At 70.3% G+C, this 17,748-nt stretch carries 17 protein-coding genes; 5 read left to right on the top strand and 12 right to left on the bottom strand.

Annotated elements, in window-relative coordinates; all coding sequences use genetic code 11:
* The first annotated feature begins 49 nt into the window (after window positions 1–49).
* The gene (locus AORI_RS63105) at window positions 50–616 is read left to right on the top strand and encodes a helix-turn-helix domain-containing protein (protein ID WP_016334765.1); all 567 of its coding nucleotides are present in this window, start codon (window positions 50–52) and stop codon (window positions 614–616) included.
* Here AORI_RS63105 and AORI_RS63110 read toward each other — a convergent pair whose 3' ends face one another.
* Window positions 617–1,993: an APC family permease gene (locus AORI_RS63110; protein ID WP_016334766.1), complete on the bottom strand. Its 1,377-nt coding sequence runs from the start codon at window positions 1,991–1,993 to the stop codon at window positions 617–619.
* A 142-nt stretch (window positions 1,994–2,135) separates the two neighbouring features.
* Here AORI_RS63110 and AORI_RS63115 point away from each other — a divergent pair, with 142 nt between their 5' ends.
* Both AORI_RS63115 and AORI_RS63120 read left to right on the top strand, forming a co-directional pair.
* Complete coding sequence (locus tag AORI_RS63115) at window positions 2,136–2,783, top strand: TetR/AcrR family transcriptional regulator (RefSeq protein ID WP_016334767.1); 648 nt, start codon at window positions 2,136–2,138, stop codon at window positions 2,781–2,783.
* 136 nt (window positions 2,784–2,919) lie between these two features.
* The gene (locus tag AORI_RS63120) at window positions 2,920–3,981 is read left to right on the top strand and encodes a DmpA family aminopeptidase (RefSeq protein ID WP_016334768.1); all 1,062 of its coding nucleotides are present in this window, start codon (window positions 2,920–2,922) and stop codon (window positions 3,979–3,981) included.
* Between the two features lie 106 nt (window positions 3,982–4,087).
* Here AORI_RS63120 and AORI_RS63125 read toward each other — a convergent pair whose 3' ends face one another.
* The 3 genes from AORI_RS63125 to AORI_RS63135 all read right to left on the bottom strand — a co-directional run bounded on the left by AORI_RS63125 (window position 4,088) and on the right by AORI_RS63135 (window position 7,917).
* Window positions 4,088–6,787, bottom strand: coding sequence for an AfsR/SARP family transcriptional regulator (locus AORI_RS63125; protein ID WP_016334769.1), 2,700 nt, complete (start codon window positions 6,785–6,787; stop codon window positions 4,088–4,090).
* Between the two features lie 89 nt (window positions 6,788–6,876).
* Window positions 6,877–7,377 (bottom strand): peptidase inhibitor family I36 protein, encoded by a 501-nt coding sequence (locus AORI_RS63130; protein ID WP_016334770.1) that lies wholly within the window; start codon window positions 7,375–7,377, stop codon window positions 6,877–6,879.
* 123 nt (window positions 7,378–7,500) lie between these two features.
* Window positions 7,501–7,917, bottom strand: coding sequence for a DUF6892 domain-containing protein (locus tag AORI_RS63135; RefSeq protein WP_016334771.1), 417 nt, complete (start codon window positions 7,915–7,917; stop codon window positions 7,501–7,503).
* A 75-nt stretch (window positions 7,918–7,992) separates the two neighbouring features.
* Here AORI_RS63135 and AORI_RS63140 point away from each other — a divergent pair, with 75 nt between their 5' ends.
* Window positions 7,993–8,418 (top strand): PaaI family thioesterase, encoded by a 426-nt coding sequence (locus tag AORI_RS63140; RefSeq protein ID WP_016334772.1) that lies wholly within the window; start codon window positions 7,993–7,995, stop codon window positions 8,416–8,418.
* A 43-nt stretch (window positions 8,419–8,461) separates the two neighbouring features.
* Here the strand turns inward: AORI_RS63140 and pdxS are convergent, their stop codons facing one another.
* Both pdxS and AORI_RS63150 read right to left on the bottom strand, forming a co-directional pair.
* A complete protein-coding gene (pdxS, locus tag AORI_RS63145) occupies window positions 8,462–9,376 on the bottom strand; it encodes a pyridoxal 5'-phosphate synthase lyase subunit PdxS (protein ID WP_016334773.1) in 915 nt (304 codons plus the stop codon).
* Window positions 9,377–9,511: 135 nt separating this feature from the next.
* Window positions 9,512–10,930, bottom strand: coding sequence for an FAD-binding oxidoreductase (locus tag AORI_RS63150; protein WP_016334774.1), 1,419 nt, complete (start codon window positions 10,928–10,930; stop codon window positions 9,512–9,514).
* Window positions 10,931–11,094: 164 nt separating this feature from the next.
* On the opposite strand from AORI_RS63150, the gene AORI_RS63155 reads away from it, so the two are divergent.
* Window positions 11,095–13,203, top strand: coding sequence for an elongation factor G-like protein EF-G2 (locus AORI_RS63155; protein ID WP_016334775.1), 2,109 nt, complete (start codon window positions 11,095–11,097; stop codon window positions 13,201–13,203).
* Here the strand turns inward: AORI_RS63155 and AORI_RS63160 are convergent.
* The 6 genes from AORI_RS63160 to AORI_RS63185 all read right to left on the bottom strand — a co-directional run bounded on the left by AORI_RS63160 (window position 13,197) and on the right by AORI_RS63185 (window position 17,694).
* On the bottom strand, window positions 13,197–13,658 hold the full coding sequence (locus AORI_RS63160) for an XdhC family protein (RefSeq protein ID WP_016334776.1): 462 nt from the start codon (window positions 13,656–13,658) through the stop codon (window positions 13,197–13,199). The genes AORI_RS63155 and AORI_RS63160 overlap by 7 nt on opposite strands.
* Window positions 13,659–13,844: 186 nt before the next feature.
* Window positions 13,845–14,327 (bottom strand): hypothetical protein, encoded by a 483-nt coding sequence (locus AORI_RS63165; protein WP_016334777.1) that lies wholly within the window; start codon window positions 14,325–14,327, stop codon window positions 13,845–13,847.
* On the bottom strand, window positions 14,324–15,469 hold the full coding sequence (locus AORI_RS63170) for a glycosyltransferase family 4 protein (RefSeq protein ID WP_043848883.1): 1,146 nt from the start codon (window positions 15,467–15,469) through the stop codon (window positions 14,324–14,326). The genes AORI_RS63165 and AORI_RS63170 overlap by 4 nt, the downstream gene beginning before the upstream one ends.
* 22 nt (window positions 15,470–15,491) lie before the next feature.
* Window positions 15,492–16,409, bottom strand: a complete 918-nt coding sequence (locus AORI_RS63175) for a phosphatidylinositol mannoside acyltransferase (RefSeq protein ID WP_016334779.1) — start codon at window positions 16,407–16,409, stop codon at window positions 15,492–15,494.
* Window positions 16,406–17,047: a phosphatidylinositol phosphate synthase gene (gene pgsA / locus AORI_RS63180; protein ID WP_016334780.1), complete on the bottom strand. Its 642-nt coding sequence runs from the start codon at window positions 17,045–17,047 to the stop codon at window positions 16,406–16,408. The genes AORI_RS63175 and pgsA overlap by 4 nt, the downstream gene beginning before the upstream one ends.
* 104 nt (window positions 17,048–17,151) lie before the next feature.
* Complete coding sequence (locus AORI_RS63185; protein ID WP_043848884.1) at window positions 17,152–17,694, bottom strand: MarR family winged helix-turn-helix transcriptional regulator; 543 nt, start codon at window positions 17,692–17,694, stop codon at window positions 17,152–17,154.
* Window positions 17,695–17,748: the final 54 nt, after the last annotated feature.

The following is a 17,748-nucleotide window of genomic DNA, read 5'->3' on the forward strand; positions in this document are numbered from 1 at the left end:
ACGCCACCGTGTTCGTCAAGGCGAACGCAACGACCGATGGAGCGAACGCATGTCCCCGACCGCGTCCGAAGGTGCCCCACTGGATGTCATCGCCATGTCCCTGCGCCGGGAACGCGCCCGCACCGGGCTGTCGCTCACCGAGGTCGCCAAACGCGCGGGCATCGCGAAATCCACGCTCTCCCAGCTGGAGTCCGGGACCGGGAACCCGAGCGTCGAGACGATCTGGGCGCTGTGCGTCGCGCTAGACGTGCCGTTCTCGCGGGTGGTCGAGCCGGAGCGCCCCCGCGTGCAGGTCATCCGCTCGGGCAGCGGCCCGACGGTGTTCGCCGAACACGCCGACTACGCCTGCACGCTGCTCAGCTCCTGCCCTCCCGGCGCCCGGCGGGACGTGTACCTGATTCGCGCCGAGCCCGGGAAGCCGCGGCTTTCGGATCCGCATATGAGCGGCATCGTGGAGCACATCGTCCTCAGCGCGGGTCGTGCCAAGGTCGGACCACTGGACGAGCCGATCGAGCTGCTGCCCGGCGACTACATCTGCTACCCCGGCGACGTGCCGCACATCTTCGAGGCGCTCGAACCGGGCACGTACGGCGTGGAGATCGCCGAGTACACCTGATCAGGCCGGCTCCTCCGCCTTCTCCTCGGTGACGTCGGCGAGCTTCCAGCCACCCCTCCGCCGCAGCACCAGGACGTAGTACGCGATCGACAGCAACGCGACGCAGGCGGTGACGATCAGGCTCGGCCGCCCGACCGACGGGTCGAGCACGTTCTGGTAGACCACGAACACCAGGACGCCCAGCGCCAGCACCGGCGCGACCGGGAACCACGGCATCCGGTACTTCGCGTGCGCGGTGGCGCCGGTCCGCCTTCCGACGATCGCGCCGAGGCAGAGCGCCGCGTAGACCGCCACGATCGACGTGCTGGTCACCACCAGCAGCAGTTTCGGGTCGACGAAGCAGAGCAGTGCGGCCACCGAACCGGTGCCGACGGTGGCGACCCACGGCGTCCCGAACTTCGGGTGCACCGCGGCGAGCGCCCGGTTGACCGGCGACGGCCACGCGCGGTCGCGGCCACTGCTGAACAGCATCCGCGAGCTGATCAGCACGATCGCCAGCACCGCATTGATGATGGCGAGCGCAACCGCGAGGCCGATCACGGTGTCGAGGGTGCCGCCGCCGCGCGAATCGATGAAGTAGGACAGCATGTTCTCCGAGGCGAACAGCGCGTTCAGATCGGGCGCGCCGAGCAGGACCGCGGTCACCGGGACCAGCTCCGCGAGCACCGTGATGCCGAGGGCCATCAGGATCGCCCGGGCGATGCCGCGCGAGGCGTCCTGCGTCTCCTCGCCGAAGTACACCGCCGAGCCGTAGCCGTTGTAGGCGAAGATCGCGACCGAGGTGGCGATCGCGATGGCGCCGACCGTCGCCGGTCCGCCGTCCGAGGCGACCGGATGGGCCAGCAACTCGGTGAACGATCGTGCCGGGTTGAGCAGCCCGAGCGCGCTGACCACGATCAGCGCGAGGATCTCGATCGCCAGGAAGATCCCGGTGACCCAGGCGTTGAGTTTGATGTCGAACACCCCGACGACGGCCGCGACCACGCAGGTCACGGCGGCGATCACCGAGCCTGGGACACCGGGCAGGAGCACGCCGAGGTAGGTACCGACGCCGAGCGCGATCACCGCGACGATGAGCACCTGCGTGATGATCATGAGGCCGAGTACCGCGAAGCCGGGCAAGCGGCCGAGCGTGCGGGTGACGATCGCGTACTCGCCACCCGCCAGCGGGAAGGCCGACGCGAGTTCGGCGTAGACGAAGGCCATGAACACACCGACCACCGCGGCGGCCACGAAGCTGTAGAAGGCGCCCGTCCCGGCACCGGAGAGCACCCCCGGCGCGATGATGAAGACCGACGAGGCGGGGCTGATCGCGGAGAGCGTGATGAGCAGCGTGCCGAGGGTGCGCAGACCGCGGCGCAGGGCGGGAGTGGACACGGCCGACCTCCTACAAGGTGGGTTCCTTGAATCTCCTTCGAAAAACTGTTGAGCACGCATCAAAGGCCCTCGACGGTGTCACGTCAAGAGCCGACCGCGCGCAGCTCTTGCGTTTTTCGAACAAGATTCGAAGAATGAGGGCATGGCGAGACCGAGCAAGGCACCGGAGCGACGGGCCGAACTGATCGAGGTGGCCAGACGAGCCCTCCTCGAACGCGGCGTGCTGAACCTGCGGCTGAGGGACGTCGCCGAGGGCGCGGGCCTGTCGCCGGGTTCGGTCCTGTACTACTTCCCCACCCTCGCCGACCTCCTCCAGGAGGTGCAGCGCGAGGCGGTGGCACGGTTCTGCTCGGCGAGGGAACAGGCCGCGAACGCGACGACGAAGCCGTCCGACCGGCTGCTGGCGATGATCCGCAGCGGCCTGCCGACCGGCCCCGACGACGAACTCTGCGTGCTGCTCTACGAACTCGGCACGATCGCCCGCCGCGATCCCGCGTACGCCGCCCGGCACATCACGCTCTACGAGCAGCAGGTCCGGATCTACACCGGCATCCTCGAAGCCGGCGCGGCCACCGGCGAGTTCACCCTGACCGCGGAGCCGGTGTCGATCGCGCGGAACCTCGTCGCGCTGGAAGACGGCTACGGCCTGCACCTCACCCAGGCCGTGCCGACGATGGAAACCGCCACCGCCGAAGCGATGCTGCTCTCCTACGCCCGCACCGCGACCTCGAACCCCTTGGCGCCTGTCGGCGGAGCCGAAGATGCACCCGAGAAGGGACGGAACGCGTGAACCCGCCCCGGCCGAAGGCCCCGCTATCGCGGTGGCAGGGCGCCCTCAGCACTCTGGCGACCTGGATGACCATGCAGAGCCCTGCCGACGTCGATCGCGGACGCGGGTTCACCTACGAACACTTGGAGGACCGTCCATGACCCGCGCCCGCGACCTGGGTGTCCCGCTGCCCGGCCGGACCGGCGAGCACAACGCGCTCACCGACGTCCCCGGCGTCGAGATCGGTTTCACGACCCTCGTCGAAGGCGAGTCGGTGCGCACCGGCGTCACGGCCGTCCTGCCTCGCGGACGCGAGGACTTCGCCGTGCCGTGCGCGGCCGGGACGTACGCCCTCAACGGCAACGGCGAGATGACCGGCACCGCGTGGCTGGCCGAGACCGGGTCGCTGACGCTGCCGGTGCTGATCACCTCGACGCACGCCGTCGGCGCGTGCCACCGCGGCACGATCGACTGGGTCGTACGCGAACGGCCCGACGTGGCCGCCGAATGGCTGCTGCCGGTGGTCGCCGAGACCTGGGACGGCTACCTGAACGACAGCACCGCGCCGACCATCCACAGTGGACACGCCATCGCCGCGATCGATGCCGCGCGAACGGGTCCGGTCAGCGAAGGCTCTGTCGGCGGCGGAACCGGGATGACCTGTTACGGCTTCAAGGGCGGCACCGGAACGGCCTCTCGCCTGGTGTCCTATGGGGACGACGAGTACACCGTGGGAGCGTTGGTACAGGCCAACTTCGGCTCACGTCGCGAACTCACCGTCGCGGGCGAGCACGTCGGAGCCGAGCTCGGCGCCGACAACCCGATGGAGGAGGCCTGGGCGGCGCCGTCGGGGGCCGGGTCGGTGATCGTGATCGTCGGCACCGACGCTCCCCTGCTGCCCGGCCAGTGCACGTCGCTCGCCCGCCGGGTCCCGCTCGGTCTCGCCCGCACGGGAACCGCGGGTTCACACTTCTCCGGTGACCTCTTCCTGGCGTTCAGCACGGCGAATCCGGGGGCGCTCACCAGCCGGTTCCCGCGGACGGAGGAGGCCGAGTACGAAAGCATGCGCTTCATCCCGTGGGGCAGGCTCGATCCCTTCTTCGAGGCCGTCGTGCAGGCGACCGAGGAGGCGGTGCTCAACGCGCTGTTCGCGAACGAGGAGATGACCGGTCACCTCGGGCGCCGGGTTCCCGCGCTGCCGACCGGACGCTGGCGTTGATGCCGCATGCCGTCCGGTCACCGTGGTCGTGAGTGGCGTTTCGGGTTAGAACCCGAAACGCCACTCACGACCACCTGTACCGACGACGAACCTCCAGCTCAGCGCGCTAGGTCCTGATTAAGACCTTCCCCGACGGCGGACGGTCGCCGGAGCTCGCGCGGATTCGCGCGAGCTCCAGCCGGACCCGCGAGGCGCAGATCTCGTCGGACAGCGAGTCGAGCAGTTCGAGCGCGCGGCGCAGGCACGACATCGCGCTCCGCCGATCGTCGCGTCGCAGGTGCAGTTGTCCCCGTCTGCGCAGGACGAGCGCCGTGCGATGCGGGTCGTTCAGCTCGGCGCAAAGCCGCCCGGCCTCGTCCAGTTCCGCTTCGGCCTCGTCGAGCAGACCGAGTTCGGTGCTCGCGACGGCGGACGAGGTGTGGGCGTGCGCCATGCCGAGCACGTCACCGATCTCGCGGAAGATGGCCAGCGCCCGGCTCGCCGTCGCGCGCGAGGTTTCGGGCCGCCCGGCCACCCGCGCGAGCACGCACAACCCGGTCAGTGCCCTGGCCCGGCCCGCGCGGTCGCCGATCCGGTCGCTGATGCGGCACGACTCGGTAAGCGCCTCGCACGCCGTCCGGAAGTCGTCCCGGTACAGATAGATCTGGCCGATTCCCCGCAGCAAGGCGGCCTCCCCGCGCGCACATCCCGACTCCCGCGCCGCGGCGAGCGCGCACCGGTGGCACCGCGACCATTCCGCGTACAGTCCACTGTGGTCGAAGTACGACGCGGCCACGACGGCGAGTTCCCAGGCGAGCTCGCCGAGCCCGGCGCCGGCCGCGTGCGAGACGGCGGCCTCCAGCGCGGGAACCTCGTCCCGGAACCACGAAAGCGGTTCGGCCACCAGCCCTTCGTCGAGCGAGGTCCGCGCCGCGGTTCCGGGCTCCGGCCGCAACACGCTGCGGGACAACCGGTCCGCGGCCTTCTCGGCGAGCCAGAGCCAGCCGCCGAGCACTCGCTCGGTCGCGTCCGCGCGGTCCTGTTCCGGTTCGACGGCGACCTCCTCGACCGCGAACGCGCGCAAGAGATCGTGCACCCGGTAGCGGGGAGCGCCGGTGGCCCGCGGGGCGGGCTGGACCATGTTCCGATGCCGCAGGTCTTCCAGCGCGCGAGACGTCGCTCCGGGCTCCCCGTCGTCGGCGAGCGCCGCCGCCCAGGCGGGGAAATCGGCCGGAGGCAGCAAACCCAGCCTGCGGAACAGCCGCTGACGATCCGGCGCCAGTTGCCGGTACCCGAGGGACAGACTGCCTCGGACCGCGAGATCCCCCGCACACAGCCAATCCAGCCGTCGCCGTTCGACGGAGAGCTCGTCCGCGACGTCGGCGAGCCGCCAGCCTGTGCGATCGCCGATCCGGCTGCCGACGATCCGCAGCGCCAGTGGGAGCCCGCCACAGTGTTCGAGAACCTGTTGAGCGGCAACAGGATCCTCGTCTGTCTCGGTGAGTTTCGCGAGAAGCGCCTCCGCGTCGGCCAGTGGCAGGACGTCGACCGGGACCTGCCTGCCGAGTTCGAGTCCGGCCAGGACGAACCGGCTCGTGACGATCACCGCGCAGCCGCCACCGGCGGGCAGCAACGGCCGCAGCTGGGCCTCACCGGCGGCGTCGTCGAGGACGAGCAGCACGCGGCGCCCGTGGACCAGGCTGCGGAAGAGGCAGGCGCAGTCGTCGACGTCGGCGGGGATCCCGTCGGTCGGAACGCCGAACGCGCGCAGGAACCCGGCGAGCACGGCTTCCGGGGATCTCGGCTCGTTCGTGGTCCCACGCAGCGCCGCGAACAGCCTGCCGTCGGGATAGTCGTCCGCGACCTGGTGCGCGAGCCTGATCGCGAGCGAGGATTTCCCGATCCCGCCGGCGCCGGTCAGCAGCACCACGGGTGGTGTGTCGCGGCCGTCCCGGCGCAGCTCCGCCAGCAGATCCGCGATCAGCGCGTCCCTCCCGACGAAATCCGGGATGCCCGGCGGCAGCTGGCTCGGCACGGCCGGTTCCTGATACGCGGGATATTCCCGAGTCGTCATGCCCTGGCCATCGCGCAGGATCTCGCAGTGCAGGGAGCGGATCGACGGCGACGGCTCGACCCCGAGTTCGTCCACCAGCCTGCGGCGCCATCCGGCGTAGACGTCGAGCGCCTCGGCCACGCGGCCGGCGCGCGCGAGCGCGGTCATCAACAGCCCACATACCCGTTCCCGGAACGGCGCGGCCGTCAGCAGGTCACGGAGTTCGGGCACCAGCCGATCGTGCTCGCCGAGCCCGAGTTCGGCCTCGACCTTGTCCTCCAGCAGCGAAAGCCGTTCCTCCTCCCAGCGCGCGACGACCTCCGCCGCGGCCGGGATCCCGGCCAGCACCGGTCCCCGCCACAGTTCGAGCGCGTCCCGGAAGTACTGGGCCGCCTCGCGATGGCAGTCACGGGCCAGCAGTTCGCGCCCCCGCGCGGCGAGGCAGGTGAACCGGCCGGTGTCGGTGTCCTCCGGCCGCGCGTCGAGCTGATAGGCCGCTCCCCTGGTCAGGATCGGCTGATCGCCCCGTGGCGAGCGCAAGGCGCGGCGCAGACCCGAGATCAGCCCCTGGATCTGGACTTTCGCCGAGGCGGGCGGCGTTTCGCCCCACAGCTCGTCGATGATCCGGCCCGACGGCACCGGGCGGCCCGCCTCGATCAGCAGGAGCGCGAACACCCGGCGCGCCTGTGGCGGGCCGAGTGGCAGGTCCGTGCCCTGCCACTCGGCCGCGGGTTCACCGAACAGGCGATAGAAATAGAGGTTCTTTTCCTTCACCGATTTCTCCCCCAGTAAATCGAGACACCCCAGTCGAGAGTCTCAGAAATATCCGGGGTCGGCGTCCGGCATTCGAAGGAACACTTCGCTCAGCAGGCGCTGGCCGACGTGTAAATTCTCAACGAAGTCGCCTGGTCGTTGTCGGCGTTCCCGACGTACGACGACTGCGAGTTCGCCTGCATGCAGCGGCTGGTCCCACTGCCGATGTTGTAGTACCAGCGGGCGTCGACTCCGCGTCGGTTGTGCCAGGACGACATCTGGTCGTTGAATCCGTAATCGACGAGGTTTTTCAGTCCCGGGTCCCGGAACTGCAGCCGCCGTCCGCCGAAGTCGCGGTGCTCGTACAGGCACACGTAGTTCGCCTGGCAGTTGCTGGCCGCACTGGACGACAACGACAGCGTGGTCTCCCCGCCGTTCCAGACGATCTGGCCGCCGTCGACCTTCCACCCGGGAGCGAGCTTCGCCGCGTCGATGCCGGCGGCCTTCAGCGTGGCCGCCTCGTCCGTCGCGGCCGAAGCGGGCGTCGCCACGAGTGCCGTCGCGATCGCGGCGGCCCCCAAAGCGGCGGAAACGAACCGAAGAGTGCGCATTTGTCCTCCTTGATCCCGGCGTGCCCTCCGCACGCCGGAATCAAGGTCCCGCGCCCCGCTTCCCGATGCCTAAGCAGTCGAAAAGGGAACGCGGTTCCTTCGCTTAGCTCCGCTGGTCGCCGATCAGAGCCAGTCCGCCTCGATGCCGCGGGCGCGCAACGACTCCAGCGCCTCGTCGTTGCCCGTGTACAGCAAGGTCATCGACTTCAGGTTGGGGAAGTGCGCGACGTCGGCGAACTCGTCGACGTCGAAAAGGGAGTCCTCGCCGTCCCAGTTCGGCGCGATCTCGAGGTAGATCTCGTTGCCGCCGTCCATCTCGATCTCGGTGATCTTCTCCGCGAGCTCGGCGGGGACTTCGAGCTCGGCGAAGTAGGCCAACGCCTCGGGGACCGCTTCGACGCTCCCCGCGTCGTAGGTGAAGCCCTTCTCGGCGGCGTACTCCCGCAAGTCGAACTTCGGGAGGAGTTCCTGGTTGTACATCAGTTCCTGGACCACGGCGAGCTTGAAGTTGCGGTCGGCGAACTGGATCGTCTGGCTCATGTCCGGACCTTATAGGCCGCCATGTCCGCTTGGGTCCGGATCCGGGAAGTCGTCCGATGGCAGGATGGTGGCCTGATGACAGCACTGACACTCGAAGACGCCCGGAAGGGCCTCGCCTCGCAACCGTTCAGCGTCCTGCTCGGCGCCAGGGTGACCTCGTTCGGAGACGGCGCGGCGGTCCTGGAGCTCGACATCCGCGAAGACCTGTTGCAACAGAACGGCTATCTCCACGGCGGCGTGCTCGCCTATGCCGCGGACAACGCGATCACCTTCGCGGCCGGGACCGCACTGGGACCGGACGTCCTCACCGGCGGCTTCAGCATCAACTACCTGCGGCCCGCACAAGGAATCCGGCTCGTGGCGGAGGCCCGGGTCCTGCACAGCGGCCGTCGTCAGGCGACTTGCCGCTGCGATCTGTACGTGATCGGTCAGGACGGGACCACGACACTCAGTGCCGCGGCGCAGGGAAGTGTGCTGACCAGGAACGGCCCTGCCCGCTGACGGGGACGGCCCGGCGCTCGTCGAAGAGCACCGGGCCATCGGCCTACCAGCCGCGTTCGGAAAGACGGTGCGGCTCGGGCACGTCGTCGACGTTGATCCCTACCATTGCTTCTCCGAGGCCACGCGAAACCTTCGCGATGACGTCCGGGTCGTCGTAGAACGTGGTGGCCTTGACGATCGCCTCGGCACGCTGGGCCGGGTTGCCGGACTTGAAGATGCCGGAGCCGACGAACACGCCTTCGGCACCGAGCTGCATCATCATCGCGGCGTCGGCCGGGGTCGCGATGCCACCCGCGGTGAACAGCACGACGGGGAGCTTGCCCTTCGCCGCGACCTCCTTGACGAGCTCGTACGGCGCCTGGAGTTCCTTCGCCGCAACGTAAAGCTCGTCCTCGGGCAGCGAGGACAGGCGGCGCAGCTCGGCGCGGATCTTACGCATGTGCGTGGTCGCGTTCGAGACGTCGCCGGTGCCGGCCTCGCCCTTGGAGCGGATCATCGCCGCGCCCTCGTTGATGCGGCGCAGCGCCTCGCCGAGGTTCGTGGCACCACAGACGAAGGGCACGGTGAAGGCCCACTTGTCGATGTGGTTCTCGTAGTCGGCCGGGGTCAGCACCTCGGACTCGTCGATGTAGTCGACGCCGAGCGACTGGAGCAGCTGAGCCTCGACGAAGTGGCCGATGCGGGCCTTCGCCATGACGGGGATCGAGACGGCCTCGATGATGCCGTCGATCAGGTCCGGGTCGCTCATCCGGGCGACGCCGCCCTGCGCGCGGATGTCCGCCGGGACCCGCTCGAGCGCCATCACCGCGACGGCACCGGCGTCCTCGGCGATCTTCGCCTGCTCGGCGGTGACCACGTCCATGATCACACCGCCCTTGAGCATCTCCGCCATCCCGCGCTTGACCCGGGCGGTGCCGGTGAGCGAGGTGGTGGCCGTGTTCGTGGAGTCGTCAGACACTGCTGGACCTTTCGGAAAGCGCACGAGTGAGGGTGACGCCTCCGAGGGTAAGCCGCTTTTGGACCTCTGAAGCAGGCCAGTTCGCGGCGATTTCAGCAGTCCACTGGGTGATCTGGCCCGCACCCCTCCCCCGCGTCAGCGGGCCAGGCCCTGTTCGAACGAGAACAGGCCGTCCGGGTCGTACTTCCGCGCGACCCGGCGCAGCCGCGGCAGGCTGTCGCCGTAGTACGCCTTCGCCCACTCCGGCATCTCCGGGTCGATGTAGTTGACGTACCCGGCCTGCCCGTATTCGCGGCCGAGTTCGTCCCGGACCCCGCCGATCACCTGGCGCGCGTACGCTTCTCCGCCTTCCAGGCCGCGGATGATCTGGACGCTGCCCAGTGCGGACCGGTGCGGGAAGCACGATTCGCTCGACGGCACCCGCGCGATCGCGCCGCCGTACGCGTCCACGATCGAGTACAGATGCGGATCGCTCGCCAGCAACGCCGCCAGCGCGTCCGGGTCAGGCACCGGATGGGTCAGCATCCGCGAAGTGGCCACGTACTCCCCGCGCTGCGCGACCGCGGCGGGGAACGCGGATTCCTGCGCGAAGGTCCGCATCGTGGCCAGGTGGCCTTGTTCGGTCACTTCGCGTTCGAGCGGCTGGACGCCGACACGGCGGACCAGATCGTCCAGCAACGGGTTCACCTGCGCGGCGGAGCCCACGAAACAACCACCGCAGTTCGCGGCCGCGGCGCCGAGGCCCATTCCCGCCCACAACTCGTCCGGCATCGCTGGCTGCCACTCCTGCCAGGCCGCCACAAGAGCGGCCAGCGCGGCGGGCGGGAAGACCAGATTGAAGTTCGCCAGCGTCCTGGCCGCCGCCGTGCGGAAGGTGAAGGACGTGACGATGCCGAAGTTGCCGCCGCCACCGCCACGCAACGCCCACAGGAGGTCCGGCGCCGTCTCCTCCGACACCAGGCACGCCTTCCCGTCCGCGCCGACGAACCGCACGGATTCGACGTTGTCGCAGGTCAGACCGTACTTTCGGGCCAGAACGCCGATCCCGCCGCCGAGGGTCAGCCCGGCGATGCCGACCTGAGGGCAGCTGCCGGCGGGCAGCGCGCGGCCCGCCGCCGCCAGGGCCTCGTACACCGGGCCGAGTTGCGCGCCCGCCCCGATCTCCGCCCGGCCACCGGGCAGGATCCGCACCGCGTTCAGCCGGGACAGGTCGACGACCAGCCCTCTGTCCACTATGGAATAACCGGCGTAACTATGGCCACCCGACCGGGCCGCGAGCGGAATCCGCTTCCTGGCCGCGAAATCGACACAGTGACGGACGTCGTCCTCGTTCGCGCAGACCGCGACGCCGTCCGGCATCTGATGGTCGTAGAGGCTGAAGAACCCGAGCCTCTTTTCGTCGTAGCCGGGGTCGCCGGGCCGGAACAGCTCACCCGTCAGCCGGGCACGCAACCGTTCCCACGGACCTCCGCCCCCGGGGATCGCGGCGGGCACCGCCGCCATCATCGGGACCGCTCCCGCCAGCCGTAACACCGTGCGCCTGTCGAGCTCCATCGCTCATCCCCCACCGTCGGATCAGCCTCCGGGTGTCCGCCATCGAGCATAACGGCGCGTCGACATTCGGGGGGTCCCTCGCCGGTCGCCTTGCCGCGACGCCCGTCGCGGGTGTGTGATCGAGGACACACCTGTACGCGGCATCGTGTGGTGAGGAGATCGGCATGGCCGACAAACAGAGCAAGAACGGAGACTCCGGGGCCGCCGTCGCTGTGGACGACCCGGCGAAGGTCCGCAACGTCGTCCTGGTCGGCCCCTCCGGATCGGGCAAGACGACACTCGCCGAAGCGCTGCTCGCCGCGTCCGGCACGGTGACGCGGGCAGGTTCGGTGGTGGAAGGGACCACGGTGTGCGACCACGATCCCGCCGCGGTCCGGCAGCAACGATCGGTCGGCCTCTCGGTCGCGCCGGTGATGCACCAAGGGCACAAGATCAACCTCATCGACACCCCCGGGTACGCCGATTTCGTCGGCGAGCTGCGGGCCGGACTCCGCGCCGCCGACGCGGCGTTGTTCGTGGTCTGCGCGGCGGAAGGCGTCGACGCGGCCACGGTCGCGGTCTGGGAGGAGTGCGCCGCCGTCGGGATGCCGAGGGCGGTGGTCGTCTCCCGGCTGGACCATCACCGCGCCGACCCCGAAGGCGAGATCGCAGCCTGTCAGGAGGCCTTCGGCGCCGGCGTCCTGCCGCTGTACCTGCCCGCGCGCGACGGGCTCGTCGGGCTCATCACGCGCCGCTATTTCGACTACTCGCAAGGCTTCCCGCCCGAGGTCGGCGAGCCGGACGCGGCCGAGCTCACCCGGATGACCGAGGCCCGCAACGAGCTGATCGAAGGGGTCATCGCCGAAAGCGAGGACGAGTCCCTGATGGACCGGTACCTCTCCGGCGAGGAGATCGCCGAGGACACGCTGATCGCCGACCTCGAAACCGCCGTCGCCCGCGGCTCCTTCCATCCGGTGATCCCGGTGTGCGCGGCGACCGGGGTCGGGCTGGCCGAAGTCCTCGACGGGATCGTGCGCGCCTTCCCGTCACCACTCGAGCACGTCCCGCCGGAGGTCACCTCGCCCACCGGGGAGCCGCACGCCGGGCTCCGCGCCGATCCGGACGGCCCGCTGGCGGCCGAGGTGGTCCGGACAGCTGTCGACTCCTACGTCGGCAGGGTCTCGCTGGTGCGGGTGTTCTCCGGGACGCTTCGCCCCGAACGGCCGGTGCACGTCTCGGGCCACGGCCTCGCCGAACGCGGCCACGAGGATCACGACACCGACGAGCGGGTCGCGCATCTGTACTCCCCGCTCGGATCGAACCTGCGCGAAGTCCCGTACTGCGTCGCGGGCGACCTCTGCGCGCTCACCAAGGTCGGCTCGGCGGAAACCGGCGACACCGTTTCGTCGCCGGAAGACCCGTTGATCATGAAACCGTGGGCGATGCCGGAGCCACTGCTGCCGGTCGCCGTCGTCGCGAAGACGCGCAGCGACGAAGACACGCTGGCGCGCAACCTCTCCCGGCTGGTCGCGGGCGACCCCACGCTCCGGCTGGACCGCAACGCCGAGACCAACCAGCTCGTGCTGTGGTGCATGGGCGAGGCCCACGCCGACGTCGTGCTGTCGCGGCTGCGCGCGGGAGGCGCCGACGTGGGTACCGAACCCGTCCGCATCAGCCTGCGTTCGACCTTCGCCGGGCCCGCTCGCGGGCATGGCAGGCACGTCAAGCAATCCGGTGGGCACGGCCAGTTCGCCGTCTGCGACATCGAGGTCCAGCCCCTGCCGAGGGGGTCGGGCTTCGAGTTCGTGGACAAGGTCGTCGGCGGCTCGGTGCCGCACCAGTTCATCCCGAGTGTCGAAAAGGGTGTCCGGGCGCAAGCCCAGCGGGGGCTCGTCGACGGTCATCCGCTGATCGACATCCGGGTGACCCTCGTCGACGGGAAGGCGCACAGCGTCGACTCGTCGGACGCCGCCTTCCAGACGGCGGGAGCGCTGGCGCTGAAGGAGGCCGCCGCGGCGGGCAAGATCGCGCTGCTCGAACCGCTCGAAGAGGTGGCGGTGCGGCTTCCGGACGAGCATCTGGGCACCGTGCTGGGTGATCTCTCATCCCGGCGGGGCCGCGTCCTCGGCACCGAATCGGGTGAAGGCGGCCGGACGATCATCCGCGCCGAGGTGCCCGCCGTGGAGCTGCTGCGCTACGCGATCGACCTACGCTCCCTGACCTCGGGGACGGCGACGTTCACCCGCAGGCACGCCCGGTTCGAGCCGATGCCGGAAGGAGCGGTGGCCTACTGAAACTCGAAGCCGCCCGGCCGCCCGTTCCGGTCGGCCAGCAGACCGGCCAGGGTGGCGACGGCGATCTCGGGCGGCGTGCGTGAGCCGATGTTCAGCCCGACCGGGCGATGGACGCGCGCGATCTCGCGGTCCGGGACGTCCAGTGCCTTGAGCGCCGCGACGTGCGGGCCGGCGTGGCGCGGATTGCCGAGCACCCCGACCCACCGCGTCGGGCGGTCCAGCACGGCCTTGAGCACTTCCCCCAGCTCGGGCCGGTCGTGATCGGTGACGACGACGTCGGCGTCCGCGCCGAGGTCCGGCAGTGTCGTGACGGCCTCCAGACCGGTCTCGACGTCCGTCGCGCGTGCGCCGTCCGGCTCGAACAGCACGGCCTTGTAGCCGAGGTCCTTGCCGTAGCGCAGGAGGAACGACGCGACCGGCGTCGCGAACACCGCCACCAGCAGCCGATCGCTCATCGTCCGTCCTCCTTAGTACCGGTTGGTGAACCCGCGTCCGCAATCGACGTCGGCAGGGCGCCACCTGGCCTTCCGCGTCACGGTAGTGAACAGGGCGCCCTGCCACCGCGATAGCGGGGCCTTCGGCCGGGGCGGGTTCACACGTTCGGTCACCTCTTGATCCATCTTCAGCTCCGCCAACAGGCCTTAAAGTTCGGGCTCGGCGATCTCGAAGTATTCCGGAAGCCGGGCGGTCCCGGCGAGACCGAAGTACCGGACCTTCCGGCGCCGCCTCAGATGCAGGGTGTCCCGGACGGCGTCGTTGTGCACGCGCCGCGCGATGACGACGCGGTGTTCGGCGTCGGTCAGCTCTTCGGCCAGCGACGGCGGCAAGGCCGCGCGATCGACGCGCGCCAGCCGCAGTGTCAGCTCGCTTTCCTCGGCTTCGCGATCCGGCCTCGGTGCCCGCTCGGCCCGCTCGCCCAGCGTGCGCAGTTCCTCGTCACCCAGGATCGCGGCGGCCGCCCTGGCGACGACGGCGCGCCGCGCGAGGGCGGCGTCGAGCGCCGCCCAGCCCGCGTCCGTGCGGACGTGCAGCCGGTCGAGCCGGTTCGCCGTCGCGAGCAGGAACAACCCGCCCAGTACCACGATCGCGGCCACCAGGCCGCCGATCCACACCCAGGTCGTCACCGGCTGAACTCGCGTTCACCCGCGCCTACCCGCCGGGGGTCGGCGGCGATCGCCGTCTCGTACACCCGCAGGACCTGCGTGGTGACCACGGACCAGTCGAACATCGCGACCCGCTCCCCTGCGGCCGCCGCCAGCGAGGCCCGGCGAGCCGGGTCTCCGAGCAAATCACGCAACCCGTCTGCCAGCGCTGACGCGTCGCCGGTCTCGGTCAGCATCCCGGCCTTGCCGTCGTCGAGGACGCGGCGGAACGAGTCCAGGCCACTCGCCAGCACGGGCGTGCCCGCCGCCATCGCCTCGGTGAGGATCATCCCGAAGCTCTCGCCGCCCGTGTTCGGCGCGCAGTAGACGTCGACGCTGCGCAGCGCCCGCGCCTTCGTCTCGTCGTCGACCTGGCCGAGCAGATCGATATGCGGAGCCAGTTCCGGCCCGGCCTCGCGCCGGAGCTGATCGGCGTCGCCGCGGCCGACGACCAGCAGCCGCAGCTCCTCGAACTCCGGCAGCAACATCCGCAACGCCTCCAGCAGCACCCCCATCCCCTTGCGGGGCTCGGTGTACCGCCCGACGAAGCCGACCGTGCCGCCCGCTCGCGGGTAGCCGTCCAGCGGGAGCGCGCGGGAGAAGAAGTCGACGTCGACGCCGTTGGGCACCTCGACCGCGTCACCCCCGGCGTGCTCGACCTGGACCCGGCGGGCCAGCGCCGAAACCGCGATCCGCGCGGTGATCTTCTCCAGCAGCGGCCGCAGCACCGGCTGGAACGCCGCCAGCGTGCGCGAACGCGTCGTCGCCGTGTGGAAGGTGGCCACGATCGGGCCGTCCGCGACCTTCAGCGCCAGCAAGGAAAGGCTCGGCGCGGCGGGCTCGTGCAGGTGCAGGACGTCGAAGTCGCCGTCGCGGATCCATCGCCGCACCCGGGCGTAGGACACCGGGCCGAACTGCAGGCGCGCTACCGAACCGTTGTACGGGATGCCGAGCGCCTTGCCCGCGGGGACCACGAAATCCGGGACGTCGGAGTCCTCGTCGGCCGGCGCGAGCACCGAGACCCGGTGCCCGCGTGCCAGCAGTGCCTTCGCGAGATCGATGACGTGCCCCTGCACACCGCCCGGCACGTCGAACGAGTACGGGCACACGATCCCGATCTTCATGACCCGCGACTGAGCCATCCGCTCAGCTCGCTTCGCCGAGTTCGGCCTGTTCCCCGGCATCGAAGTCGGAGAGCCAGAACTTCTGCATCATGTGCCAGTCGGCCGGATGCGCGGCGATGTCCCCGGCGAAGATGTCCGCCAGCGCCTGGGTGGCCGCCGGGACCTCGGACCGGTTCGTGACCCGGATCCGCGGGTGCAGGCGGATCTGCCAGCCGTCCTCGGTGAACCAGCATCCGGCCGGGATCAGCGCGGCGCCGGTGGTGGCGGCCAGCCGCGCGGGCCCGCCCGGCATGCGGGTCTGCTCGCCGAAGAACTTGACCGGCACCCCGGAGTTCGTCAGGTCCCTGTCCCCGACCAGGCAGATCGCCTTGTTCTCCCGCAGCCGCTTGAGCAGCACGCGCATCGCGGAGCTGTCGCCGGTCAGCGGGACGATCTCGAAACCGAGGGACTCCCGATAGGACACGAAGCGCTGGTACAACGATTCGGGCTTCAGCCGCTCCGCGACCGTGGTGAAGCCGCCGAGGTAGTCCGCGAGCCAGACGCCGGCGGCGTCCCAGTTCCCGCTGTGCGGCAGCGCCATCACCGCGCCGTTGCCCTCGGCGAGGGCGGCGTCGAGGTTCTCCACGCCGGTGATCGACTGGGCGACCTTGCGGCTGACCTCCTTGTGGTCCATCGAGGGCAGCCGGAACATCTCGTGCCAGTAGCGGGCGTACGACCGCATCGCGCGGCGGGTCAGTTCGTCGAGTTCGACGCCGTCGGCCTGCGGCACGACCCTGGCGAGGTTGCGCCGGAGCTGGCGCACTCCGCCACCGTCCCGCCGGACGGCCAGGTCGGCGCCCAGCCCGAAGGTCACCGAGCCCATCGACTCCGGCAGCCAGCGCGCGAGCCGCCAGCCCGTCGCGTAGCCGAAGTCACTGAGCCGCTGGGAGAACCCGCTCATGCCCCGCCCTCCGCGGCGGGTGGACCCGCCGCCTTGGCGGCCCTCGCCGCCTTGGCCACCGCGGCCGTCCGCTGCAGCAGGGTGATCACCGAAAGCACCGCGAGGAGCCAGAGCGTGATGTCCACGGTGTACGGAACGCCCAGACCGTGCAGTCCGGTTCCCACCAGGGCGATGATCAGGCGTTCCGCGCGTTCGACGAGGCCGCCGTCCGCCTCCAGCCCGGAGGCCTCGGCGCGGGCCTTGACGTACGAGATGACCTGCGCGAGCACCAGGCAGATCAGCGCGGCGGCCGCGGCCGGGCGGTTGTCGTCGTGGACGAAGCACCACCAGGCGATCGCGGCGAACAACGCGCCGTCGACCAGTCTGTCGCAGGTCGCGTCGAGGACGGCACCGAAGGCCGTGCCGTACCCGCGGGCGCGGGCCATCGCGCCGTCGAGGAGGTCCAGCATCGCGAAGCCCCAGACGGTGAAGGTGCCCCACAGCAGCATGTCGTTGGGAAAGAACCCGAGCGCGCACAGCACCGCCCCGGCCGTGCCGATGACGGTCATCGCGTTGGGGGTCAGACCGGCACGCACGAGCACCTTCCCCATCGGGTCGGTGACGCGGGAAACGGAGGCGCGCGCGAAAATGTTGAGCATCGGTTCTTCAGGTGCACCTAAAGCAGCAGGGTCGGGTGGCCGCCCGAAGCCTATCCACCCGCACCGACACTCGTTGTCGCGCCCGCCCCTGGACCGCCTCCAGGTCAGTCCGCTTTGGCCAGTTCGGCCGAGTCGGCGAGGTCCGCGAGACTCTCTTCCCGCAGCGCCAATTCCGCCTCGGCCGCGGCACATTTCGGCGACAGCCGCGCCAGCAGGGCGGCGCTGATCTCGCCGAGCGCCTTCACCTGTTCGGGGGTCAGCGGGTCGAAGAGGCTCTCGCGGACCGCCTCGACGTGCCCGGGCGCGGCCTCCTCCAGCGCGGCGAAACCTTCGGCGGTGAGCACCGCCCACGAGCCGCGTTTGTCGGTGGGACAGGACTCACGGCGCACCCAGCCGTTCGCCTCGAGGCGCGCGACCGCGTGCGAGAGCCTGCTGCGCGACGCCTTGCGCGCGTCGGCGAGCTCGCTCATCCGCAGCCGCCGCTCCGGCGCCTCGGAAAGGGCGACGAGCACTTCGTAGTAGGTGTGGGGCATGCCCGCCTCGTGCTGAAGCTGGCCCTCCAGATGCGCTTGCAGCATCCGCGTGGCCGCGGAGAAGTCGCGCCAGACTTTTTGCTCCTCGTCGGAGAGCCATCGGGGTTCGGACATGACGCCCATTCTACCCCTGGTTGAGCGCTCAACCAAATTGCGCTACAGTCATGG

Origin of the sequence: Amycolatopsis keratiniphila (assembly GCF_000400635.2) — a bacterium.
Lineage (GTDB): Bacteria > Actinomycetota > Actinomycetes > Mycobacteriales > Pseudonocardiaceae > Amycolatopsis > Amycolatopsis keratiniphila.